Origin of the sequence: Planococcus salinus (genome assembly GCF_003719725.1) — a bacterium.
GTDB lineage: Bacteria > Bacillota > Bacilli > Bacillales_A > Planococcaceae > Planococcus > Planococcus salinus.
The window spans coordinates 1-24,602 of the sequence record NZ_RIAX01000016.1 but is presented as its reverse complement, the minus strand read 5'-3'; the positions used below and the strand labels follow the sequence as shown (position 1 = coordinate 24,602).

General features: G+C 45.2%; 26 protein-coding genes. 1 reads left to right on the top strand and 25 read right to left on the bottom strand.

The window, feature by feature from the left end; genetic code table 11:
• Nucleotides 1-52: 52 nt before the first annotated feature.
• The 14 genes from pth to metG form a co-directional block, all read right to left on the bottom strand.
• Nucleotides 53-613: an aminoacyl-tRNA hydrolase gene (pth, locus tag EEX84_RS15060; protein ID WP_123166498.1), complete on the bottom strand. Its 561-nt coding sequence runs from the start codon at nt 611-613 to the stop codon at nt 53-55.
• Nucleotides 614-722: 109 nt separating this feature from the next.
• Nucleotides 723-1,379 (bottom strand): 50S ribosomal protein L25/general stress protein Ctc, encoded by a 657-nt coding sequence (locus tag EEX84_RS15055; RefSeq protein WP_123166475.1) that lies wholly within the window; start codon nt 1,377-1,379, stop codon nt 723-725.
• Between the two features lie 97 nt (nt 1,380-1,476).
• Nucleotides 1,477-2,439 (bottom strand): ribose-phosphate diphosphokinase, encoded by a 963-nt coding sequence (locus EEX84_RS15050; protein WP_123166474.1) that lies wholly within the window; start codon nt 2,437-2,439, stop codon nt 1,477-1,479.
• Between the two features lie 18 nt (nt 2,440-2,457).
• On the bottom strand, nt 2,458-3,828 hold the full coding sequence (gene glmU, locus EEX84_RS15045) for a bifunctional UDP-N-acetylglucosamine diphosphorylase/glucosamine-1-phosphate N-acetyltransferase GlmU (RefSeq protein WP_123166473.1): 1,371 nt from the start codon (nt 3,826-3,828) through the stop codon (nt 2,458-2,460).
• A gap of 274 nt (nt 3,829-4,102) precedes the next feature.
• A complete protein-coding gene (gene spoVG, locus EEX84_RS15040) occupies nt 4,103-4,387 on the bottom strand; it encodes a septation regulator SpoVG (protein ID WP_123166472.1) in 285 nt (94 codons plus the stop codon).
• 163 nt (nt 4,388-4,550) lie between these two features.
• Nucleotides 4,551-4,928, bottom strand: a complete 378-nt coding sequence (locus EEX84_RS15035; RefSeq protein ID WP_123166471.1) for a RidA family protein — start codon at nt 4,926-4,928, stop codon at nt 4,551-4,553.
• Between the two features lies 1 nt (nt 4,929).
• Complete coding sequence (gene purR / locus EEX84_RS15030; RefSeq protein WP_123166470.1) at nt 4,930-5,757, bottom strand: pur operon repressor; 828 nt, start codon at nt 5,755-5,757, stop codon at nt 4,930-4,932.
• Nucleotides 5,758-5,813: 56 nt separating this feature from the next.
• Nucleotides 5,814-6,677 (bottom strand): 4-(cytidine 5'-diphospho)-2-C-methyl-D-erythritol kinase, encoded by an 864-nt coding sequence (gene ispE, locus EEX84_RS15025; protein ID WP_123166469.1) that lies wholly within the window; start codon nt 6,675-6,677, stop codon nt 5,814-5,816.
• Between the two features lie 145 nt (nt 6,678-6,822).
• Nucleotides 6,823-7,086, bottom strand: coding sequence for a biofilm formation stimulator Veg (gene veg / locus EEX84_RS15020; RefSeq protein WP_071152415.1), 264 nt, complete (start codon nt 7,084-7,086; stop codon nt 6,823-6,825).
• Between the two features lie 161 nt (nt 7,087-7,247).
• Nucleotides 7,248-8,126 (bottom strand): 16S rRNA (adenine(1518)-N(6)/adenine(1519)-N(6))-dimethyltransferase RsmA, encoded by an 879-nt coding sequence (rsmA, locus tag EEX84_RS15015; protein WP_123166468.1) that lies wholly within the window; start codon nt 8,124-8,126, stop codon nt 7,248-7,250.
• Nucleotides 8,126-8,683: a ribonuclease M5 gene (gene rnmV, locus EEX84_RS15010; RefSeq protein WP_123166467.1), complete on the bottom strand. Its 558-nt coding sequence runs from the start codon at nt 8,681-8,683 to the stop codon at nt 8,126-8,128. Before rnmV ends, rsmA begins: the two co-directional genes overlap by 1 nt.
• Before the next feature lie 104 nt (nt 8,684-8,787).
• Nucleotides 8,788-10,062: a G5 and 3D domain-containing protein gene (locus tag EEX84_RS15005; RefSeq protein WP_123166466.1), complete on the bottom strand. Its 1,275-nt coding sequence runs from the start codon at nt 10,060-10,062 to the stop codon at nt 8,788-8,790.
• Nucleotides 10,063-10,147: 85 nt separating this feature from the next.
• Entirely contained in the window at nt 10,148-10,918 is a 771-nt protein-coding gene (locus EEX84_RS15000) for a TatD family hydrolase (RefSeq protein ID WP_123166465.1), read from the bottom strand.
• Between the two features lie 191 nt (nt 10,919-11,109).
• On the bottom strand, nt 11,110-13,074 hold the full coding sequence (gene metG, locus EEX84_RS14995; RefSeq protein ID WP_123166464.1) for a methionine--tRNA ligase: 1,965 nt from the start codon (nt 13,072-13,074) through the stop codon (nt 11,110-11,112).
• Between the two features lie 336 nt (nt 13,075-13,410).
• Here metG and EEX84_RS14990 point away from each other — a divergent pair, with 336 nt between their 5' ends.
• Nucleotides 13,411-13,689: an AbrB/MazE/SpoVT family DNA-binding domain-containing protein gene (locus EEX84_RS14990; RefSeq protein WP_123166463.1), complete on the top strand. Its 279-nt coding sequence runs from the start codon at nt 13,411-13,413 to the stop codon at nt 13,687-13,689.
• A gap of 39 nt (nt 13,690-13,728) precedes the next feature.
• Here the strand turns inward: EEX84_RS14990 and rsmI are convergent, their stop codons facing one another.
• From rsmI to EEX84_RS14935, 11 genes are all read right to left on the bottom strand, one after another.
• Nucleotides 13,729-14,598, bottom strand: a complete 870-nt coding sequence (rsmI, locus tag EEX84_RS14985) for a 16S rRNA (cytidine(1402)-2'-O)-methyltransferase (RefSeq protein WP_123166462.1) — start codon at nt 14,596-14,598, stop codon at nt 13,729-13,731.
• A complete protein-coding gene (locus EEX84_RS14980; RefSeq protein WP_123166461.1) occupies nt 14,595-14,864 on the bottom strand; it encodes a GIY-YIG nuclease family protein in 270 nt (89 codons plus the stop codon). The genes rsmI and EEX84_RS14980 overlap by 4 nt, the downstream gene beginning before the upstream one ends.
• Complete coding sequence (locus EEX84_RS14975) at nt 14,851-15,588, bottom strand: tRNA1(Val) (adenine(37)-N6)-methyltransferase (RefSeq protein ID WP_123166460.1); 738 nt, start codon at nt 15,586-15,588, stop codon at nt 14,851-14,853. The genes EEX84_RS14980 and EEX84_RS14975 overlap by 14 nt, the downstream gene beginning before the upstream one ends.
• An 81-nt stretch (nt 15,589-15,669) precedes the next feature.
• Nucleotides 15,670-16,032: a DNA replication initiation control protein YabA gene (gene yabA, locus EEX84_RS14970; RefSeq protein WP_123166459.1), complete on the bottom strand. Its 363-nt coding sequence runs from the start codon at nt 16,030-16,032 to the stop codon at nt 15,670-15,672.
• A gap of 10 nt (nt 16,033-16,042) precedes the next feature.
• On the bottom strand, nt 16,043-16,855 hold the full coding sequence (locus EEX84_RS14965) for a PSP1 domain-containing protein (RefSeq protein ID WP_123166458.1): 813 nt from the start codon (nt 16,853-16,855) through the stop codon (nt 16,043-16,045).
• 4 nt (nt 16,856-16,859) lie between these two features.
• Complete coding sequence (gene holB / locus EEX84_RS14960; protein WP_123166457.1) at nt 16,860-17,852, bottom strand: DNA polymerase III subunit delta'; 993 nt, start codon at nt 17,850-17,852, stop codon at nt 16,860-16,862.
• A gap of 119 nt (nt 17,853-17,971) precedes the next feature.
• Nucleotides 17,972-18,301 carry a cyclic-di-AMP receptor gene (locus tag EEX84_RS14955; protein WP_123166456.1) on the bottom strand — a complete coding sequence of 110 codons (330 nt, stop codon included), beginning with the start codon at nt 18,299-18,301 and terminating at the stop codon, nt 17,972-17,974.
• Nucleotides 18,302-18,458: 157 nt separating this feature from the next.
• Nucleotides 18,459-19,103, bottom strand: coding sequence for a dTMP kinase (gene tmk, locus EEX84_RS14950; protein ID WP_123166455.1), 645 nt, complete (start codon nt 19,101-19,103; stop codon nt 18,459-18,461).
• A gap of 118 nt (nt 19,104-19,221) precedes the next feature.
• A complete protein-coding gene (locus EEX84_RS14945; protein WP_123166454.1) occupies nt 19,222-21,321 on the bottom strand; it encodes an RNA degradosome polyphosphate kinase in 2,100 nt (699 codons plus the stop codon).
• A 66-nt stretch (nt 21,322-21,387) separates the two neighbouring features.
• Nucleotides 21,388-22,938 carry an exopolyphosphatase gene (gene ppx / locus EEX84_RS14940; protein WP_123166497.1) on the bottom strand — a complete coding sequence of 517 codons (1,551 nt, stop codon included), beginning with the start codon at nt 22,936-22,938 and terminating at the stop codon, nt 21,388-21,390.
• Between the two features lie 70 nt (nt 22,939-23,008).
• Nucleotides 23,009-24,436, bottom strand: a complete 1,428-nt coding sequence (locus EEX84_RS14935) for an aminotransferase class I/II-fold pyridoxal phosphate-dependent enzyme (protein WP_123166453.1) — start codon at nt 24,434-24,436, stop codon at nt 23,009-23,011.
• Between the last annotated feature and the right edge of the window lie 166 nt (nt 24,437-24,602).

Below are 24,602 nucleotides of genomic sequence, written 5' to 3'. Positions count from 1 at the left end.
GCCTACAGAAACAGAAAAAAGCCCTGCGCGCCGGTTGCGCCAAAGCACTGTCCTATCCATTAAATTCATTCATTACTTCCAAATAAGGTTTGGACAACCACAATTCACAAGCTGCCGCGCTTTTCTTCACTGCTTCTCCCACTTCCGGACTTTCTTCTTTCGAAAACCTGGACAATACATAATCCGGAACTTTCATGCCCGCAGGCGGCCGGCTGATGCCGATGCGCATCCGGTTGAATTGCTGAGTGCCGAGATGCTGGATTAACGACTTGATGCCGTTATGGCCTCCTGCACTCCCTTTTTGACGCAAACGGAGTTGGCCTGTCGGTAAATCCAAATCATCATAAATGACCACAAGGTCTTCAATAGCGATATTGTAATAATTCATCAAAGCTCCGACGCTTTCACCCGACAAATTCATATACGTCAAAGGCTTAAGCAACATCACTTTCCCTTCAGGACGATGGATAATCGAATACATGCCTTTAAATTTCGACTGCGTCAGCGGCGCATTCCAGTTGGCCGCAAGATGGTCAATAACTTTAAAGCCGATATTGTGACGTGTTTCTTCATATGTTTTGCCTGGATTCCCTAAGCCGACAATTAATTTCATTTTAAACTCTTCCTTTACTTTTTCACTGCTGTTTATTTTATCATAATTGGATCTGTAAACGAAAAAATAGGGACTGTCCACTGACAGCCCCTTTATTTGTTTCCGGCATTTAAGCTTTTTCTTCTTCACTTTCTTCATCAGAAGACGGTCCGACAAGCACTTCCGGCTCTTCTTCGTCGCCTGTTGGCGTTTCAAGCTCATCGATTTCATCCTGTGTACGCGGTGCAGTAATGGTAACGAGGATAAAGTCATCGTCATCCAAAATTTCATATGGCACTGTTCCGCGGATATCGCCCACGGAAAGAGACTCGCCGACATCCAGGTTCGTCACATCCACTTCAAGAGCGTCCGGAATATCAGAAGGTTTTACTTTAATCAGTACTTCACGGTTTGGCTGAGTGACAACCCCACCTTCTTTTTCACCGGCCGATTCTCCAGTCAAGTGCACGACTGTCGATACTTCAAGTTCGTCAGCCATGTTGATCGCCAAAAAGTCAACGTGTTCAAAATTGCCTTTGAGCGCATCCATTTGATAATCATTCAAAACGACGTTATATGATTTCCCTTCAATTTCCAAACTGATGACACCGTTTCGTCCCGACTCACGCAACGTTTTAATCAAATCAATTTCAGAAACTGTGATGGGTGTAGTTTCTGTCTTGAAACCATAAACAATACCGGGTACGTCCCCTCTTCCACGCAGCTCTGTCAACGCTGAATGTGGTGTCCCGCTTTCTCTTTTTTGTGCTGTCATTTTTATACTCATACATTTCACCCTCCAGTTGTTTTAAAAGTGCATAGTAGTAAACTACCCTATTCTTTTCTAAACAAAACCTCGAGTGTTGCTGAGCAATGAGAGACAATCAGTCGAACAGTGTGCTGACTGATTTTTGTTCATAAACGCGGACGATTGTTTCAGCAAGCAATTTCGCCACAGACAATTGTTTGATCTTTGGTGATTTCTTTTCTTCCGGTAATTGAATCGAGTTGGTGATGATCAATTCTTTAATGACAGAATCGTCAATTCGCCCAACTGCCGGGCCGGAAAGAACCGGATGTGTACAGCAGGCATAAACTTCTTTTGCGCCGCTTTCAACGAGCGCACTGGCGGCAATCGAAATGGTTCCCGCTGTATCAATGATGTCGTCAATGATGATAGCGGTTTTGCCTTCGACATTCCCGATGATATTCATCACTTCTGCCACATTCGGGCGCGGACGGCGCTTATCAATGATGGCAATCGGCGCTTTCAGACGGTCTGCCATTTTGCGGGCACGCGTTACACCGCCATGATCAGGAGAAACGATAATGACATTCTCCAAATCAATTCCGCTGTCATTTAAGAAATAATCGGAAATAAGAGGGACGGCTACCAAATGGTCAATCAGGATATCAAAGAACCCTTGGATTTGAGGGGCATGCAAATCGAGCACAACAACACGAGTCGCTCCTGCCGTTTCCAATAAATTCGCAACGAGTTTAGCTGTAATCGGTTCACGTGAACGCGCTTTTCGGTCTTGGCGGGCGTAACCATAGTAAGGAATAACCACGTTGACGGTACGGGCAGAAGCGCGTTTCACCGCATCTACCATGATCAGCAACTCCATCAGGTTTTCATTGACCGGCTGAGAAGTCGATTGCACGATGAAAACATCGCATCCACGGATGCTTTCTTCGATATTAATCTGGATTTCTCCATCACTGAAATGCGTAACAGAACTCTTTCCCAATGGCATTCCCACTTCTTTGGCAATTTCTTCTGCCAGCTCCTGGTTCGAATTTAATGAAAAGATTTTCAGTTTCGTGTTTGCATATTGGTAACTCATTGCGAGTGAACCCTCCTATTATTTCCGGTTTAATTTGTTTGCATAGCCTTCTTTGTTTTCCTGACGCGCACGTGCAATGGCCAGTGAATCACTTGGTACATCTTTTGAAATGGTGGAGCCTGCCGCAACATATGAGCCTTTTCCAATGGTTACAGGAGCAATCAGATTCGAATTGCAGCCGATGAACGAATCATCTTCAATCGTTGTTACATGCTTGTTCTTGCCGTCGTAATTGACGGTGATCGTACCACAGCCAATATTGACGTCCGTGCCGACATGCGCATCTCCAATATAGCTGAGGTGAGAGACTTTGCTGCCCTTGCCCAAAGCGGATTTTTTCACTTCGACAAAATTGCCGATTTTCACATCATCCCCAAGCTCTGACTCTGGGCGGATGTGGGCAAAGGGTCCTATTGCAGTGTCATTTCCGATCGTGCTGTCGTAAACAGCCGATGAACGAATCACTGTACGGTCTCCAATGACACTGTTGACGATTTGGCTGTTCGAAGAAATGACGCAGTCTTCGCCGATCTTCGTTGTTCCTTCAATTGTCACGTTCGGTTGGATTACCGTGTCAGCACCGATTTCCGCTTCTGCGCTGATGTAAGCAGTGGCTGGATCGATGAAGGACACCCCGTTCCGCATATGTTTCTCTGCAATCCGGGCGCGCATGATGCGCTCCGCTTCGCTTAATGCCACTCGATCATTGACACCCAAAGTTTCTTCAAAACTGCTTGTGGCATAGGCGGCTACTGTTTCTCCTTGCTGCTGCAAAATTTCAACTACATCCGGCAGGTAGTATTCGCCTTGTGAATTGTCATTTGAAACAAGCTTCAAGGTGGCGAAAAGAGCTTCGTTGTCAAAGCAATACGTTCCGGTATTGATTTCTTTGACTTGCTGCTCCTCTGGAGAAGCGTCTTTCTGCTCAACGATTTTCTCGACGCCCCCCGCTTTGTTGCGGATGATTCGGCCATAGCCTGCAGGGTTATCAGCAATCGCTGTTAAAATGGTGGCTTTTGCTTTTGTTTCTGTGTGGTGCTCGATTAAAGACTTCATTGTTTCTGCCTCGATCAAGGGCGTATCGCCACAGACCACCACTGTTGTGCCCGGTTTTCCTTCAATCAACGAAGCGGCTTGCTGAACAGCATGCGCCGTTCCAAGCTGCTCTTCTTGAAGGGCATACTCACTTCTGTCACCCAGCTGCTCTTTTACAGCTTCGGCCCCGTGTCCGACGACCGTGACGATTTTGTCGGCATTCAGGCGCTCGATGTTTCGTGTCACATGCTCGACCATCGGCATTCCGCATACAGGATGCAGCACTTTGTACAACTTCGACTTCATCCGTGTACCCTGGCCGGCCGCTAGAATAACTGCATATGTATGTGTCATAGTTTAATCCTCCGCTAATCGTATTCATTTAGTATAGTTGGTTCTGCCGTAAGCCTGTTGAAGGCCCGCAAGGAACAGATCAAGTAACCATACGACGGGATCCCGCGTTCTTAAGTTACTTTCCTTTATCCGATCGCCTGCACTTTTCTTTATTGACTATAGCCCAAAAACATTGATATTTCAAGGTTTTGGAGCATGACAATACGATGACAATCTTTTCTGGCCACAAAAAAAGAGCCCTTATTGTTGCAAGAGGCTCTTTGGCTTGGCACGCTTAAACACCGGCTTCTTCAAAAACCGGTTCATTTTCGCTTTGTTCATATGCAGTTAACACAGCTTCCTGCAACTTGCTGCGCGCTCCTGAATTGATGGGATGTGCGATATCTCTAAATTCTCCATCCGGCGTTCTTTTGCTCGGCATCGCTACAAATAATCCCCCGTTGCCATCAATTACGCGAATATCGTGGACAACAAACTCATTATCCAGCGTAATCGAAGCAATCGCTCTCATCCTTCCGTCTGTTTGAACACGTCGAAGCCTTACATCAGTGACTTCCATTCTCTCATCCCCTCTTCTCAGATGTATTTTTTGACGCTTTTTATGGTATTCGCTAAAAAGAGATAATCTCCTTCTTGGTTTCAAAATTTATTAGAAAATTTGCTTAAATTATCCAAGAGCTGATGTAAAAAACATAAAAAAATAAACCATCCCTCAGGATGATTTATTTTTCTACTGAAGCCACGACTTCAATTTCCACTTTCGCGTCTTTCGGCAACCGCGCAACTTCCACTGTGGAACGGGCAGGTTTGTGGTCACCAAAGTAAGACGCATAAACTTCATTGAGTTCCGCAAAGTCATTCATGTCTTTGATGAAAACTGTTGTTTTGATGACAGCTTCCAATGAAGATCCGGCTTCAGCCAGAACAGCTTTCAAATTTGCGAACACCTGATGGGCCTGATCGGCAACTGTCCCTTCCACCAGTTCTCCTGCGGGAGTCAATGGAATTTGTCCGGAACTGTAAAAAATGTTTCCTGCTATCACTCCTTGCGAGTAAGGTCCGATGGCTGGTGCTGCTTGATCTGTCGCTACGTATTTCATATTAAAATCCTCCATTCGTAAAGTAATTTCCTTCTTCTAATGCAATGGTCCGTTGTTTCTCACTCACTTCGCGCAATTTGACAAGCGACAAGTAATTTTCGACCAGCTGCTCATTGCTGTGCTGCGCTTCGACCAGCACGGCTACGCCGGCGAGTGAGCAATCGAACTCTTCCAGTAAATTTTTCATACCATTCATCGTTCCCCCGACTTTCATAAAGTCATCGGTGATCAGGACACGCTGTCCGCTTTTCATGCTGCGTTTGGACAATACCATCGTCTGAATGCGCCGGGATGAACCCGACACGTAGTTGATGCTGACGGTCGAACCTTCTGTCACTTTGCTGTCTCTGCGCACCACGACAACCGGCACATTCAAATGACGGGCAATGGCATGGGCGATCGGAATCCCTTTGGTCGCCACTGTCATGATGACATCGATTTTTTCGTTGGCAAAAGCCGTTGCGAACACTTTGCCGACCCGGTTCATGATACTTGGGTTTCCAAGGATATCCGTCATAAACAGATATCCCCCCGGCAATAGACGGTCGGAATGCCCCAATTCTTCCATTAATTCCTGAATGATCGCCCGGGCTGCTTCGACATGGAGCTTAGGTACATATTTGACTCCGCCGGCTGCGCCAGGCACAGTCACCAATAAACCGATTCCTTTTTCTTCAAACGTCTCTTTTACAATTCCCAAGTCTTCACTGATCGAAGATTTGGCTGACTGGTACAAGTCGGAAAAGTAAGTAAGCGGAATTAATTTATGGGGATGTTCCAATAAATGATGGGTGATATCAACTAAACGTTCACTGCGCTTCCACTTCATTGAGCACTCTCCTAAACACGAATGATTTATAGAAAACTTACCATAAATATACGTATTTAATCAAGTTCCTCCCGGTCTCCTACCAACCGCACAGCATAAACCTCCGAACAAAAGCCTCTAAGCCCGTTATAAATGCGGGGAATACGGGCCTCCTGCTGCACCAGACCAAAAACGGTGGGGCCGCTTCCGCTCATCAATACAGCATCTGCACCAAACCTTTTCATTTGTTCTTTTATTTGCGCTACTTCCGGATACATCTTCAATGTGACGCTTTCCAGTGCATTTCCTAAATGATCGCACATCGATTGATAATCTTTATCCCGAAGCGCCTGGATCATTTGGTCCGTGTTCGGGTGTTCGGCTTTTGTCACGTCAAAAGCTCCGTAAACGTCAGCTGTCGAAACGCCGATGGTGGGTTTCGCCAGGACCACCCAGCAATTAGGGGGGGACGGCAATTCCTCGATGATTTCGCCTCTCCCTTTCGCCAAAGCAGTGCCACCGTAAACACAAAAGGAAATATCAGAGCCGATTTTGGCTCCTAGCTCCGCCAATTCATCCAATGACAGATTCAGCTTCCACAATCGGTTCAATCCCTTCAATGTAGCTGCCGCATCGCTGCTGCCCCCGGCAAGCCCTGCGGCTACAGGAATTTTTTTGTCTAAGGAAATTAATACACCTGACTTGATGTGGAAGGTGTCTTTTAATAATTGCGCCGCCTGGTAGGCCAGGTTGCGGGAATCATTCGGAACAAAACGATCAGCTGATTCGATTTGAATGCCGCTTGGAATTTCTTTCAGGCCAATTCTGTCGGACAAATCGACGGTCGTCATGATCATTTCAATTTCATGGTAATTGTCGGGCCGCTTATGTAAGACATCCAACGTTAAATTGATTTTGGCAGGTGCTTTCACGTAGAGCATCCCACTGCCTCCTTTTATGTTCTGATGAAAACTATTTTAACACATGAAGGCCCGATGGGAAGAATGACAGGTGAAAACAAAAAAAGCTCGTCTCCTGCTGAATCAGCAGGTGGCGAGTTTTTAAGAGTAATATGGATATAGTTCATTATTTAACAACAAGTGCGTCTTCTGTTCCTTCGTACACAGTAATTTCTACCGCTTCTGTTAAGATGTCCGCGTAGCTGTAAGACACGCGTTCAAATGCATGCTCATCTTGATCCAACTCAATTACGAACACGGAGTGATATGTTTCGCGCAAGATTCCGGCGCGTTCGACCGTTTTCTTGCGTCCTCCGTTTGCCTTCAAAAGCAACCGTTTCCCTAAATGCAAGTCCAACGACTTTTTAATATCCGCCAAAGTTTTGGGCATTCTGTCTACACCTCACTATAGACAAAGCCTACCATAAAATGTTCGATTAGTCAAACAAATTTATAATTCTATCAGCGTCAGCCAGTTAATGTCAATAATTATTTATCCGAAATAATTTTTCTTTCATAACCGTGCTCTGCACGACACAAAAGCCGATGAAATCAGCCGAAATATGCATGCAGTTTATCCGACAACAGACCGAATTCTTCGATTGATAAAGTCTCTCCCCGGCGCGCCGGCTCGATTCCCGCTTCTTCAAGCGCTTTGACAATCAGTTCTTTCTTTTCCTTCCCTTGGGGCATCGCTGTCTGCAAATTGTTGAAAATTGTTTTGCGGCGTTGTGCGAATGAGCCTCTCGTCACGAGGAAGAAGAAATCTTCGTCGATGACTTCCACTTGCGGCTGCGGGCGTTTGATCATGCGAATAACAGCGGAATCTACATTCGGTTGAGGTAGGAAGACCGACTTCGGCACCGTCACGACCATTTCCGCTTCTGTATAATACTGAATGGCAATTGATAATGACCCATATGCTTTTGAACCAGGCTTGGCTGTGATCCGTTCTGCCACTTCTTTTTGCAGCATTACAACCATGCCGCGAATGGGCAACTTTTCCAGCAATAACTTTAAAATGATGGGCGTTGTTACATAGTACGGCAGGTTGGCGACCACCATAATATCGTCATACCCTTGCAGTTCTTTGTCGATGGCTTGCTGAACGTCTGCTTTCAGAATATCTGAATGGACAATGGCTACATTGTCGTAGGGAGATAATGTATCTTCCAATACGGGCAACAGACGCTGATCAATTTCAAAAGCCAGGACTTTTCCTGCGTCGCGTGCCAGATGCTCTGTCAATGCGCCGATTCCGGGACCAATTTCAATAGCTGCCGATTGTTTTGTCAAATTGGCTTTCCCGACAATCTTACGCAATATATTGGGATCGATTAAAAAGTTTTGCCCTAAACTTTTCTTTACTGTCAAGCCGTGTTTGGCCAGAATTTCCTGTGTCCTGATCGGTGTCGCGATATCTTTCATCATTAAAGTTCCTCCTGATTTAACGCTTGTACGGCCCTGATAAACTCTTCTTTTGAAATGCCGAATATGTGAAGCCGTTTCTGCAGTTGTTTGCCGTTTGTATAGCCGATTTTCAGCAGCTCCCCTAATCTGGTCCGCCGTAATTTCGCTTGGGGATGCGCGACCAAGGCAGCATCAATTAAATCTTCCATCGTAATTTCCACTTCGTGTTCGGTTAAACGCGGCGTATAGACAGCCTTTAAGGCGGCTCGTATATCTTCGTCTTTTGCATGTTCAATTCCAAGACCCTGACCATTCTTTGCAATGGTTTTTTCCTTGGCCAAAAAGGCATGCTTTACCGAAGGCACATGTTCTTCAATAATAGCACGGATTCGCCTTCCTGGATAATCCGGATCGGTAAACACAATGACGCCCCGCTTTTCCTGCGCATGTGCAATTCTTTCCAGTGTCTCCATGGAAATCGCAGAGCCGTTCGTTTCGATTGTGTCTGCTTCCACTGCCCGTTTGATGGCTACGGTATCGTCTTTGCCTTCTACTACAATTATTTCTTCTATTTTCATTTTGAATCCTCATTTCGAAGTTGCTTGTTCCATTCTATGCGGTGGCCGTCAAACATGCAAAAGGCTTTTCCGGAATATCTCCGGAAAAGCCTTTTCCTCCTGCATCAATTCAGTATTTTGACTTTCACTTGTTTGCGTCCGAATGCCAAAGCATCGGAACGGTTTGGTACGAACAAGTCAATTTTGTTTCCTTTGATGGCGCCGCCTGTATCTCCAGCAATTGCATGGCCATAACCTTCCACCCATACTTTAGAGCCCAGAGGAATGACATTTGGGTCAACTGCGATGACTTTCAGTCCAGGGTTCGCTTTTAAATTGATGCCTGTCGCCGTAATGCCTGAACAACCGGTACAGCTGGCTGTGTAAGCTGTTGCAGATACATAGAATTCTCTGCCGCCTGAAGGCTCACTCGTGGCAGCTGCTGCTTGAACCGGCGCAGCTTTCTTTTTAGGAGCGGCTTCTGTTGTTGAAGAAGTCGTCGATTTGCCTCGTGATACGCTTGCCACCACTGTTTTTGTTCCAACAGCAGTTACTTGCTTTTTCGGTTGTTTCACAACTTTTTCGCTTGTAAGGTTGCGTTTAACTTCTTTGCCGTTTTCTTTGACCACTTCATACGTTTTTTTCACCAGGCCATTTTCGCCTTTTTGCACTACCTTTTTTTGTCCTTTAAGAAGCTTGTCGTCTTTTTTGGTTTCTGCTGCAAATTTCACAGCACCTTCCACTACATCGGTGACCTTTTCGACGCGGACCACTTTCACTTTGGAACCGGGAAGGACCGTTTCATCCATCTTTTGTTCCACTCGATCCAGTTCTCCCAAAGTAATATTATGGTGTTTTAAAAAGTCAGCGACGGTAGTCGAAGTGGACCATACTTTCTTTTCTTCCACTCCATCAAGGATAGTTACCTCGTAAGCTTTTTCAACCGCTATCGGTGTAGCCGGGTCAATTTCTTCTTCCAAAGCGGGCGTTACTTTATCGTGTTCTGTAATTTCAATGTCAGCTTTTTTCAGCACTCCTGCTACTGTATTGTCAGTTGTCCATGCCGAAGTCGCTTCGCCGTCTACAGTCACCGCATACTGCTGTGCCTGTTCCCATTCGATTGCTACATCATTTTCAATTGCCGTGTCTGTCGAATGGCTCAGGAAATCGTGTTCTGTAACCGTAATTTCCTGTTCCTCCAAAAATGACCCAACCGTATCTGCGTGAGTCTTTACTTCTTCTGTTGTACCGTTCGCAGTCATGGTCACGGTATTTTTCGTTCCTTCGTAAATGGCGAAAGTCAGTACAGCTGCAAACAACAGTACGGTGGCGATGGTAGCTGCCAAAGACTTCCCTTTAAATAACTTTATTGAATTACCATTATTTTCATTTTTTGACAAAAATAACTCCTCCTTATTCACCTGTGTGATTATATAGTCTCGTTTTCAACGTGTCAATTCATACGAAACTACCCTTCTGCAAAAGTCATTTTGGCAAGTTGAAAAAATTCTCTGCGTTGCGTGTGGTGGCACGAGCCACTTCTTCCACTGAAATTTCTTTAAGCCGCGCAATTTCTTCCGCTACCAACGGTACGTAAGAAGGTTCGTTGCGCTTGCCGCGGTACGGATGAGGAGCCAAATAAGGGGCATCCGTTTCGATCATCAAATGATCAAGTGAAATGGCCGCTGCCACTTCTTTCGGTTTTTTGGCATTTTTGAATGTCACAGGTCCGCCAAGTGAAATCATGAAGTTCATTGCGATGCTTTCACGGGCCGTTTCGACACTGCCACTGAAGCAATGCATGACTCCACCGATTTCATGAGCCTTTTCTTCTTTTAAAATGCGCAAAATGTCTGCTGTGGCTTCCCGGTTGTGGATGATGATTGGCAAGCCGACTTTTTTGGCCAGCCGGATCTGCTTGCGGAACACTTGCTGCTGCACCTCTTTTGGTGATTTGTCCCAATAGTAATCCAAACCGGTTTCGCCGATTCCCACTACTTTGGGATGAGCTGCCAATTCTTCAATCCATTGCAGATCTTCTTCTGTACAATCAATGGCATCGACTGGATGCCACCCGACTGCAGCATAGATAAACTCATAGTCTTCGGCAAGCTGCAATGCCCGCTCAATCGTTTTCCGATCAAAACCGATGACTACCATTTTCTCTACATTACTGTCTCTCGCCCGTTCAATGACTTCTGTTACATCTTCATCATATTGATCTGCATTTAAATGCACGTGGGTATCGATAAACATATATCATTCTCCTTACATTAAAATTTATTTTAACCGGTTAACTCATTTCTTTCTTCACACTCACATTACAATTGTATGACAAAACATGTTTTTTCTATGACATATAGCCTGCTTTGTTCTTCCTGACACAACAGTTGTCACCATAATAAAAAACGGTCCGCTTCGTCAAGCAGACCGTTTTGTTTCACTGATTATTTAATTTTTGCGCCGTTCGGCAATTTTTCAGCGATGGAGGCCATCGCCAAATATCCGTTTTCCTCACCCGCCAGAATCATTCCCTGAGATAATTCACCGCGCAATTTCACTGGCTTCAAATTGGCCACTACGACCACTTTTTTACCGACCAGCTCTTGCGGTTCGTAATGCTCAGCAATGCCTGATACTACTTGGCGCTGTTCATAGCCCATATCAAGCTGCAGCTTTAAAAGCTTCGACGTTTTTGGTACCGGTTCGCAAGCTGTAACCGTCGCAGCCCGGAGATCCACTTTCATGAAATCGTCGATGGTGATTTCCGGGACATCCGGTACTTCCGGCACTTCCTCGGCGGCTTCTTCTTCGGCCGGTGTCGACGTTCCGCGCATTTGATCGCGGATATAAGTTACTTCCGGTTCCACTTCGAGACGCGGAAAGATCGGCGTTCCTTTGGCGACGACTTTTGTGTCTGCCGGAATATTTCCGAAGCCTTCCAACGAATCCCATGCCAAAAACTCTTCCGTTAAACCCAATTGCTCCACAATCTGTTTTGGTGCGTTCGGCAGGAACGGTTGCAGCATGACGGCCGTCATCCGCAGACTTTCTGCCAAATGAGCCATGACAGATGCCAATTTGTCTTTTGATGCTTCGTCTTTTGCCAACACCCACGGCTGCGTTTCATCAATGTATTTATTCGTCCGTGAGATCAATGCCCATACTTCGCTCAGCACGAGGCTGAACTGCATTTTTTCCATGTGCTGCTCATACACACTGACTGTCTGCTTGGCAATCTGTTGAAGGGTTTCATCAAATTCTGTTTGATAACCGTTTACTTGCGGAATTGTGCCGCCAAAATACTTATTGATCATCGATACGGTCCGGTTCAATAAATTTCCTAAATCGTTCGCTAGGTCATAATTGGTGCGTTCCACGAAAGATTCCGGAGAAAACACACCATCCGAACCAAACGGCAATTCGCGCAATAAGAAATAACGTGTGGCATCCAGACCATAGCGCTCCACCAGCATTTCAGGATACACGACATTGCCTTTCGACTTCGACATTTTGCCGTCTTTCATCATGATAAAACCGTGTGCAAAAACTTTCTTCGGCAACGGCAGATCAAGGGCCATGAGGAAAATCGGCCAGTAAATCGTATGGAAACGCACGATGTCTTTTCCAACCACATGAACGTCCGCAGGCCAGTACTTGTTGAACAAGGAATCGTCCTGTGAACCGTAACCGAGCGAAGTGATGTAATTTGACAAAGCATCCACCCATACATAAATGACATGCTTCGGATCTCCAGGCACCGGTATGCCCCAGTCAAACGATGTTCGGGAAACCGATAAATCCTCAAGACCAGGTTTGATGAAGTTGTTGATCATCTCATTTTTGCGTGATTCCGGTTCGATAAACTCCACATTGTTCTCGTAATAATCCAGAAGACGATCTGCGTATTTCTTCATATTGAAGAAGTACGATTCCTCCTTCACTTTATGGACCGGCCGTCCGCAATCAGGGCAAGCGCCATTGTCCAACTGGCCTTCTGTATAGAAGGATTCACATGGGGTGCAATACCATCCTTCATATTCCCCTTTATAGATATCCCCGTTATCGAGAAAAGTCTGGAAAATCTTTTCCACTCCATCTTTGTGGCGCTGTTCTGTTGTCCGGATAAAATCATCATACGTAATGTCCATTGTGGACCATACCTTTTTCGCCGCCTCTGCCATCTCATCCACAAACTGTTGCGGTGCTTTGCCGGCTTCCTGAGCCTTTTCTTCAATTTTTTGTCCGTGTTCGTCCATTCCTGTCAAAAACCGGACATCAAATCCCCGCAAACGTTTGTAACGAACCATCGCGTCCGAAGCAACAGTCGTGTAGGCTGTTCCAATATGGAATTTTCCGCTTGGATAATAAATCGGTGTGGTCAGGTAAAATGTTTTTTCTTTAGAAGTCACGAAAAATTCCTCCAGTTTGATTGTATAGTACTTATTTTAACGAAGAGAGCTATTTTGTACAATCTTTCACTCTGAAACGAGTTTTTTTCGACAAAATTCTCTGTCAGCCCAAACCGGGCACATGGCTTTTCTCTTAAATGAATAAAATTAATGTTAAAAATTTGAAAAATATCAATATTAATTACATATAAACGTTCCCTTTTCGCAAAATTTATTATGAAATACATAGCTTTTTATTGACCTAATTGCCAGTTGTTGGTATGATTTATGTCAAGAAGTGGCAAATGTCGAATTTTGACGAAAAACTTCAAAAAAATTTGAAGGGAGATTTACATTATGAAATCGACAGGAATTGTACGAAAAGTAGACGAATTAGGACGTGTAGTTATTCCAATTGAGTTGCGGCGGACACTTGGAATTGCAGAAAAAGATGCTTTGGAAATATATGTAGACGACGACAAAATTATTCTGAAAAAGTATATGCCCAATATGACATGTGCCGTTACAGGAGAAGTTTCCGATGAAAACATGCGATTGGTCGGCGGCAAGTTGATCTTAAGCCCTGAAGGTGCAGATATGCTGGTAAAAGAAATCCAAAACAACCTGAAGAAGTAAGCTCATGAAAAACCGGAACGCTCCATGCGTTCCGGTTTTTTATACATGATAGGCCTGGTAGACTTCCCGTTTTGACAACTTGCGATCAACAGCGACTTCCTTGATTGCTTCTTTCGATGACATCCCTTTCTTCTCCACCAATTCTTCTACATGTTCTTCAATCGACAACGGTTCCCACCATTTTTCATTTTCCACAGCATCGGGAGAGTCATTTCCTTCAATCACCATACAAAACTCTCCCCGTATAGTATTTTGTTCCGCCCACTCAATCGCTTCTGCCACGGTACCGCGCACAAATTCTTCGAACTTTTTGGTTACTTCCCTGGCTAACACAATTTTTCGGTCTTCTCCAAACGCCTTCTGCACAGATTTCAAACTTTCCTTCAGGCGATGCGGTGCTTCGTAGAAAATAAGGGTTTCTTCTTTTTGACTCAGCTTTTCAAGTTCCGTTATTCTTTCTTTTTTATGACGGGACAGAAATCCGTAGAACAGGAAAGGCTGCGGGCGAATTCCTGACGCAATAAGAGCACTGAGCGCCGCGTTCGCTCCCGGTACCGGCACTACCGCAAAGCCTTCTTCTACTGCCCGTTTTACTATATCTTCTCCCGGATCTGAAATACATGGCATCCCGGCATCACTGACCAACGCAACGGACTTTCCTTCAGTCAAATAAGAAAGGATTTTAAAACCGCCGCTGTCTTGGTTGTGTTCATGATAGCTGACGAGTTTGGTTTGAATATCAAAGTAATTACATAAGTTTTTGGTATTCCGGGTGTCTTCCGCCGCAATTACGTCCACTTCTTTCAGAATCCGGATGGCGCGCATCGTTATGTCTTCCAGATTGCCAATTGGAGTAGCCACTAAATACAGCACAGGGCCGCTGCCATCGAAACTTTTCTGCGATTTCATTTTATGTCCTCCTTCTCGCCGGCAATGTAGCGAACCTTCTTTGCTTTAGGCAATTGCTTAAAAGCATATTCGGCTTTCATCGCTTCCTGTTTGGTCTCGAAGTGCTCATGATAAATTAGAGTAACAGGTCCTTTTGCCCTTGTATACTTGGCGCCTTTTCCTGCATTATGTGCAGCAAGCCGTTTTTTCAAATCATTTGTATATCCTGCATAGTAAGAACCGTCTGCACATTCCAGGACGTAAAAATAATGCTTATTCGCTGCCATACAGCAACTCTCTTACTTCTTCTGTATATTCCCCGTTCTGTCCGTAAACAACCAACGGCGGCAGAATTTTCAAATCCGGTTTGCCATCTTTGATTCCTTCGATCAGCAGTGTATTCGCTTCTTTTCCGGCTTTTGGATAAACAAGACGAATTCGCTTAGGCTCCAGACGATGAGCGCGCATCGCCGCAATTATGTCGATCAACCGGCCCGACCGATGGACAAACGCGGCTTTTCCGCCCTGCTTTAATAATTGACTGGCAGAGCGAACCGCTTCCTCTAAAGTCAAATGAAGTTCATGACGGGCAATCGCCATATGTTCACTTATGTTTTTGTCACTCATTTCGTGGGCAGGAAAATATGGCGGGTTGCACGTCACTGCATCGTATTTTTCATAACCCAGCCGGGAAGCAATGTTTTTGACGTCCCCTTCCATGATTTCAATCTGTTTCTCCAGACCATTGTATTCCACACTTCGGCGAGCCATATGGACCAGCCGCTCCTGCAGCTCCACACCGATTATTTGTGATTCCGTTCTGGCGCTGAGAAACAGCGGAATCGCTCCGTTGCCTGTACACAAATCGACAATTTTCCCGCGCTTTAATGGTACATAAGTAAAACGTGCCAGCAATACCGCATCCAACGAAAACGAAAACACAGAAGGACTTTGGATAATCCGTAAATCTTCTGCCAACAAGTAATCCAATCGTTCGTCATCCACCAGCATGATTCCAACTCCTTTTACATAACAAAAGGCTGCCGACACGAAAATGCCGGTAGCCTTTCTGTTTTTTTCGCTTACTGAAAATCAATTTTGTTTGTTCAGGAATGACAGGCAGAACAAGCAGTCGTCACCTTTTCGGGAACTGCCGAAATGCACATGGCATACGTGGTATCCTTCGTGGTATAACCGCGCTAAATTATCGTAGCCTTCGCCAATATCCATCGCGGCTTTCTCCAATTTGACGGGATCTACAGCTGTCGTCACTTCAGGTACCACTTCGTGAAGTTCGTCCAGCCGTGCACGCAAATGATGGTTTTCCAGCTGCAAAGCATGATGTTCTTCCATCGTATGGGCTACTACCGCTTTCAACTCCCGAAATTGCTGCTGCATGGACTCAAGCTGTTGTTCGAAATCCATGACTGTATCCAAAAAGTTCTTATCTTTCACACAAACCACCTCACGCTCTCGTTCCTTGGTCCATTATTTCATCCAATGCATATTCCAATGTCTGCTCTTGTTCAGACAAACGTATTTTCAATACACGCTCCAAAATATTCATCCCCACCACACGGCCGTTGCCGTCTGGAGTAGAAACACGTGAACCGACATCCGGCATTTCTTTTTTCGCCGTTTCGTATTCGTCGTTTTCATATTTCAAACAGCACATCAACCGGCCACACAAGCCGGAAATCTTTGAGGGATTCAGTGAAAGATTTTGGTCTTTGGCCATTTTGATCGATACCGGTTCAAAATCTCCCAGGAATGTCGAACAGCAAAGCATTCTGCCGCAGGGTCCGATGCCCCCCAGCATTTTCGCTTCATCACGAACTCCAATTTGGCGAAGTTCAATGCGCGTCCGGAAAATGGAAGCAAGATCTTTCACCAGATTTCTGAAGTCTACACGGCCTTCTGCTGTAAAGTAAAAAATGATTTTATTGCGGTCAAACGTGTACTCGACGTCCACCAGTTTCATGTCCAAGCGGTGTTCGCCGATCTTATCAGTGCCAAGTTCAAAAGCTTTGCCTGCTTCCAGACGATTTTCTTCCACTTGCTGGCGGTCACGATCATTGGCTACGCGCACGACTTGTTTCAATGGCAGAACCACATCGTTTTCACCGACGGTCTTTTGAGGAACGACCACTTTGCCGTATTCCACTCCTCGAGCTGTTTCCACAATGACGTAATCGTCTTTTTCGATCTCATACTTTCCTGGATCGAAATAATATATTTTACCCGCTTTCTTGAAGCGGACTCCTATTACATTATACAATTGTCTACCCCTCCTGCAGATTCAGCATTAGCTGCTCCATCAGCAGCGTCCGGTTCATATTACGCGGCAATTGCTGCTTCGCCTGCAAAATAGCCTGCAATTGCTTTGATATCACCGGGAACGAATACTGGAGAGCCATCTGCTTCCAAGTTTCTTCCATGTCTGGATACGTTCTTGCAGTTTCGAGGCCCGCTTTTGCAGAAGCGATGTCCCGATATGCAAATAATAACATGTCGAGACCTCTTTCGGCATCTTCTTTTTCTTTAAATAAAGGCAGCCAGTCTCCCTGAATCATCAAAAGCGCTTCATGGACGTTATAACCCGCCACTTCCACTAACCGTAAAACCACTTTTCGAGCCTGTGCAAACTGTTCGTCCGCACTAAGTCTGAGCGCCTCTTCTTCGCTTTGCGTCAGCATACTGACAGTCGCTGCCATGGAGGCTGTCATCCCTCCAGCCATCAACTTTTCCATCAGTGCGGACCTTGAAAGCGGCTGGAAGGACACAAGCTGGCACCGTGACCGGATTGTCGTCATGATAGCATGGAGACGGTCTGTCAGCAGGATCGCTGTCACATTAAACTCAGGCTCTTCTAAAAACTTCAGCAATGCATTGGCTGATGAAGCATTCATGCGGTCTGCTTCTTCAATTACATATATTTTACGTCCGGTGCTGAGACCGGTTTTATTCATTCGAAAAATCAAATCCCGTATTTGATCGATTTTTATGTTCTGTCCGTCCGGGTGAATAAAAGCAATATTCGGATGGTTCCCGGAATGATAGAGACGACAGCTGCGACATGTTTCACATGGAACATTCTTCAGCGGCGTCTCACAAAGCAGGAGCTTTACAAAGAAATGTGTTACTTCCTTTTTTCCGGAGCCCGCTGGCCCTTCAAAAAGATATGCATGTGCCAACCGGTCTTTTTCAAAAGCCCCTTGCAGTCTTTTCATGACAACCGGCTGCATTTCTTGGTATTCTTCTATCTTTTTTTGCACAATTCCACCTTCAACCTTTGTAAAAAATCCCGTGTTCCGGGTGGATCACGGGTGTCGTATATAGGAGTTGGCAAGCACCCAGAGCACTAGACAGTTCCAGCTTTTGTCGCCAATTCAATTTAAAAGTGATGAAACTGTTCAATCGGCAAGACGAAGATGGTCGCTCCGCCGACTTCCACTTCCACCGGGTATGGAATATAGGAATCTGCATTGCCTCCCATTGGAGATACAGGTGCCACCATCTGCTCGCGTGAGCGGCAGTTATCACGGATTAAGTCCATCAGCTTAGGCACCAGATGATCTTCCACACCGATCAAAAAAGTTGTATTTCCTGAGCGCAAAAACCCTCCTGTACTGGCAAGTTTGGTAGCCCGGAAATCATTCTTTGTCAACGCGTTGGATAATCGGTTACTGTCTTGATCCTGTACAACTGCTACTACGAGTTTCATCAGCACTCACTCCTTTTTTGTCTTCCTTCCATATAAGTATAACATGAACAAACAGTTACAAAGCATAACTTTCGGGCCTCTTTTTGAAATCGCGTTTCACAATTGGTCAGATTCAACATCACCAGGTCCTTCAAACAAAAAACAGCTGACATTATTTTCAGTCAGCTGTCCTCTGCCGTTCCTGTATATACCGTTCGAGGGTTTCCCATGCATCAGTGAAAACTTCCTCTACGTCATTTTCCGCATTGACCAGACGCATACGTTCGGGATCTCTGCTCAGCAGCAGTAAATACCCTTCCCTTACTTTGTAATGGAAATTCAGTGACTCTTCGTCCAAACGATTGATTTCACGTTTGGAATCCTTCTCAATCCGCGCCAGTCCGATCTCCGGATTGACATCGAAATACAATGTCATGTCCGGCATGTACTCGTCTATGGCGAATTTATTGATCGAAAACACTTCCTCCATTCCGAGGCCTCTCGCATAACCCTGATATGCCAGGCTGCTGTCGATGTAACGGTCACAAAGAACGATTGTTCCGGCCTCCAGTGCCGGAATGACTTTTTCCACCAGATGCTGCCTTCTGGCTGCAGCATACAGCAGTGCTTCTGTACGGGCATCCATTTTAACATTGTTACGATCAAGAATCACTGTTCTTATCTGTTCCGCAATTTCGATGCCTCCGGGCTCTCTCGTGCAAACCACCGAAAAGCCCTTTTCTTTTAAAGCATTTTCCAAATGGCGAAGAACCGTCGACTTGCCTGACCCTTCCCCGCCTTCCAAGCTGATCAAATAACTCATGGCACCATTCACCTTATTCTATAAATTAATCATTTTTCTCTCATTCCAGCTCTTTCTACTATACAGGAAATCAGTGGAACTTTATAGCTTCTCTCAGCTGTCCTTGCCCACTCTCTTGCTATTCTTCATCTTCAGCTACTTGATAAGCTCTGCGGAATAATTCCATTTGACTGTCAATCACCGGATCTTTTTCTTTCCGTGCCGCATACCTATAATGGCCGTTGGCATCTTGTTCTCTGGCTTTTACATTGTCTTTTAAATAGATATCCAAAATGCTCTTCACCTGCTTTTTGATGCCTTTATCGATAATGGGAAACAAAATCTCAATCCGATTTTCCATGTTGCGTGTCATCATATCTGCCGAAGACAAAAAGGTCTGCCTCTGGCCGTTGTGGTGGAAATAATAGATTCGACTGTGTTCCAGCAGTCTCCCTACAATGCTCCTCACATGAATCGTTTCGCTGACACCTTCTATGCCCGGCCGCAGACAACAGATTCCCCGCACTATCAGCTCAATCTTCACTCCTGCTTGAGAAGCTTCATACAATTTTCTGATGATGGCTTTGTCGGTCAACGAATTCATTTTCGCGATCATGTGGCCGTTGCCATGCTTTTTCTGAAAATCGATTTCATCGTCAATCAATCGCAAAAAGTCTTTTCGAATGCTGAAAGGCGCTACGGATAAATAATGAAATTCAGGCTTTTCGGTATAGCCACTCAGATAATTGAAGAAGTTCGTGGCATCGATGCCGAACCGTCTTTTTGAAGTGAACAAACTCATATCCGTATAGATTTTTGCAGTTTGGTCATTGTAATTTCCCGTGCCGAGGTGGACGAAACGCTCGATACGATTGGCTTTCTGCCTGACAACCAGTGTAATTTTGCTGTGCGTCTTCAAGTGGGTGATACCATAGATGACATGGCATCCCGCTTTTTCCAGTTCCTTCGCCCAATGAACATTGTTTTCTTCATCAAACCGTGCTTTCAACTCCACTAACACCGTCACTTGTTTGCCTTTTTCAGCCGCCCGCTTTAATGCTTTTATAACCGGGGAATCTCCACTCACGCGATAAAGCGTCTGCTTAATGGCCAATACATCGGAGTCATCTGCAGCTTCTGAAATAAACTCTACGACCGGCTCAAAAGAATCGTACGGATGATGCAGGAAAACGTCCTGCTGTGCCACTTTCTCAAAAATCTCTTTCCCGGACTCCATGCCATAGGGAAGCTGAGAAATTTTCCCCTCATATACCAAATGCTCCCGTACAGCAGCTATTTTTTTGTAATAGGTAAACAACACCGTCAAATCCAAAAATCCTTTGATCAAATAAACATCTTTTTTGTCAATTTCCAGTTCTTCCATCAAATATTCCAGGATGTCCGGATCGTAATCAGCGGCTTGGACTTCCAGACGAACCGCCGCTCCCCATTTGCGCTTTTTCAACTCTTCTTCAATTTCTTTCAGCAAATCGCGTGCGCCTTCTTCGTGAATGGTCATATCGGCGTTCCGTGTAATCCGGAAAACAGAAACAGAGATCACATCAAAGCCAAGAAACATTTTTGGCAAAAAAAGCTTAATGATATCTTCCAGCATGACCACTTTAATATGCGGGTGTTGTGCGGGCAACCGGATAAAGCGATCCAACACCGATGGAACTTGAACTATCGCTGTATGGGTCTGCTTTTCTTCATCTTCCAGTACAACAGCCAAGTTGATGCTTTTGTTCAATAACATAGGAAAAGGCCGGTAAGCATCAATGGCCATCGGCGTCAGCACAGGGAATACGCGTTCATCGAAATAACCTTCAATAAAATCCAGCTGCCGCTTGTCCAAATCTTCTATTTCAATGATTTTCACCTGTTCCTTCTGCAGCTTGGGCAACAAAACCTGTTGCAGGGTTTGATATTGCAAGTCCACCAATCGGTGTGTCTGCTCGCCGATTTCATTCAATTGCTGCTTGGGAGTCATCCCTGCTTTATTCTCCGGCTTGGAAAACCCAACTTTGACCTGGTCCTGTAAACCGGCCACTCGGACCATAAAAAACTCATCGAGATTGGAGCTGAAGATGGCCAGGAACTTCAGCCTCTCCAACAAAGGATTTCGCTGATCAAGTGCCTCCTGCAGCACCCGTTCGTTAAACGCAAGCCAACTGAGCTCCCGGTTATTGTAATAGGAAAAGTTATCAAGCTCTGCGCTTTTCTTCTTTTTCGTACCCACATTAGCCGCCACCCTTTTGCAAATAATCTCTTTGTCTATCGTATCACTGCCCTTTCGGCAACTTCGTTAAAACACTGTCACGTTTTCAGGACTGTTCGTAAAATGAATGTGAATGGTTTTCTTTAATTGTTTTTCCAAATGCTTTTTCTGTTTTTCTACTTGGTATTGTTCAGGCTTCCAATCTTCACGGCAGTATATGGAGAAAACCAGATCATCTCCTTGTCTCTCCAATCCGATTTGTTCCACGATGTCCCGTTTTGTGGCGTTTAAACTATAAGCCAGCTTCACTACAGCGCCAAGCAAACTGAATTTATCCAGCTCTTCTTTTGTGAACCACTCTTCAAAAAGCGCTGCGTTGCGTTTGTACGCCACTTTGTTCTTAAAAGAAGCGATTAGTGCGACGATGATCCGTTCTTTATGCAGCAACCCATCGATTGTCCGGTTGGCCAGCAGATAAAAAGTATGCTGGTTGCTTGATTCCGCATCGATGTAGCTTCCCAGATTGTACAAAGCACTTGCCAGTTTTATACGCGAATCGTCTTCTTTTTCCAAGGACAATAAACCAGCCTTTTCCAATTCCCGTGCAATCAGCAACGTACTGTTGGTCACATGAAATGCATGGGTCAAATTGATATCGTAATCGATCGCAAGCTCATAAAAACTTTCTTCAATAACGTTTGGAAAAACTGTCATGTCGAATTCTTTTGTCATTTCTTCGTAGAATACACCATCCCGCAGGCCTTTCCGGCTGAGTGCAAACGTTTCCGTTCCTATTACACCCATCAGGAAATTGAAAACTTCAATAGCCGGAATAATGATATCTGCACGGTCTTTTGACAACCCTTCCACACGCTGCAATTCCGAAAAGCTCATGGCCTGCATTTTACTGTTGATTTCCATGATGTCCTGTTTGCTCATGATATATTGATGCACGCCGGACAACGGGTATTCAATATACTCCTGATGAATTTGCGCCACGTTCCGGGCACTTCCTCCAATACCGATTAAAGGGAGCTTCTTATCCGCAAGCCAGTCCAACTGGGAAAATTGAGTGGCCAAAAACGACTGTATGTCCTTTATTTCACTTTCTGTTGGTGTATCTCCCTGAACAAACTGTTTCTTCAAAGACAACGCACCAAACGGAAAACTATGAAAATGAACTAATTGGCGGTTTTCAAACAAGGTCAGTTCCGTACTGCCCCCACCGATATCGATGGTGATGCCATCATGGAACGGCATGGAATTAACCACTGCCAGGTAACCATAATTCGCTTCTTCGAATTCTGACAGGACACGGATTGAAAAATCCGTTTCTGCTTCAACTCTTTTCATAATTTCGTCTTGGTTTTTGGCTTGCCGAACAGCCGCAGTGGCCATGCATTTAATGTCTTTTAATCGGTGATGGCGTGTGACTTCCTGAAAGCTCTGCAGTGTATCGATCAGTACTTCGATGCCTTCGGCTTCCAACACGCCATCTTCTGTCAAGAAATTGCGGAGACGGGCTACCACCTTCACGTTCTCGCTTTCCGTAAACCGTCCACTTTTGTCTCGTGTATAAATGACCAGACGAATGGTATTGGAACCGACATCTATAATTCCATATTTTTCTTTCTCCATGATCATCCCTCGCATTCTGTCCGTTTTCATTAGCCGTTGTACACAGTATTCCTTCCCCACTGCTTTTTAATCATGAAAAGTCCTGCTGCAGAACCGATAATTTTTTGTCTTCCAAGCGATGCTCTCCCTGTATCTGTGCCATTGAAGACATGTAATTCATTAACTCTTCCATTTTCGCAGTCGTCCATTTCTCGCCTGCCACCACCAACGGAATCCCCGGCGGATAAGGAATTACCATGCCCACAGCTATGCGGCCAATGGCCTGAGTATAAGGAATCCATTCATAATCAGCCAAGTCGATCTCCTCAAACGACAGCTCCGGAACGCTTATTTCAATGGATTCCTGCAATTGAACTGCCGGAATCGCTCTGTCTTCTTCCCGGACTAAGCGAACCGCTTCTTTTAAACGGCTCCGCGCTTCTGCAAATGGATAAGCATGCCGTTGCTTCAGCAAAGGCAAAATCAGCAGTACTTGATAAGGATCAGCCATTTCGGCGTAAAGGCCTGTCTGCTCCATTTTCTGCTTCAATTGAAAGCCGCTGTAATTCTCTACTCGCAACAGTAATTTCAGCGGATCGTCCGATTCAAACACAGTAAGATGGGGAATGGTCCGTAAACTATTGATAAAGTCCGTGCGTTTTCTTTCAAACGTCCGAATATCCGGCTGCGAATAACTTTGGATAAAAGAGCGGGCGTCATCCAAAGAAGCCAAAATCAAATAAGACGGACTGCTCGATTGAAACATCCGTAAGTACTTTTCGATTTTTTTCCTGTTCACTCGAGTACCCTGTAAATGCAAAAAAGAACCCATTGTCATAGCAGGCAATGTTTTGTGGGCGGACTGCACCACTGCATCAGCTCCCAATGCCAAGGAAGAAACAGGGAACGGTGCACCTGCCTGAAAATGGGCGCCATGAGCTTCGTCTACAAGAACAACCATTTCTCTGCTGTGGCACAACTGGATGATATTGGTTAACTCTGTTGATGCCATGCCGTAATAATTGGGATAAGTCAGCACTACTGCTTTCGCATCCGGATAAGCAGTAATGGCTCTTTCCAGCGATTCATACGACACTCCAACTGCGGTCATCGAATCATTGTCCCACTGCGGCGAAACGTAGATTGGCCGCACTCTGGCAAGTTCCAATGCATGAAAAATGGATTTATGCGAATTGCGCTGGACAATCACTTGGTCCCCCTCCTCACAAGTCGCATGGACCATCGCCAGATTGCCGACCGTCGAACCATTGACCAGGAAGAAACTTTGGTCTGCTCCATAAGCTTCTGCCAGTAATAGCTGCGCCTCTTTAATTGCTTCCTGAGGAAAATGCAGATCGTCCAATCCCGTCAATTCTGTTACATCATAAGGCAAGGCAGCCGTCATCTCACTTGGAAGATTGGATAACCCTCCCTGTTTATGGCCGGGCACATGAAATGAAATTGATTCCTGTTTCTGAAATTCCAGTAAAGCGTTCACTAACGGACGTCGTTGCAACATGAATTTCCATCCTCACATTTCGTAGATTGTTTTCAGTATACCCATTTTAATGGGGAAATATTGCCTCAGAATGTATTCCGGCCAATAACTTGTATTGCCCCTTATTATACAGGTTCTAAAAAAACAGACAAAAAAAGCCGTTACCGGAATCGGTAACGACTTTCTT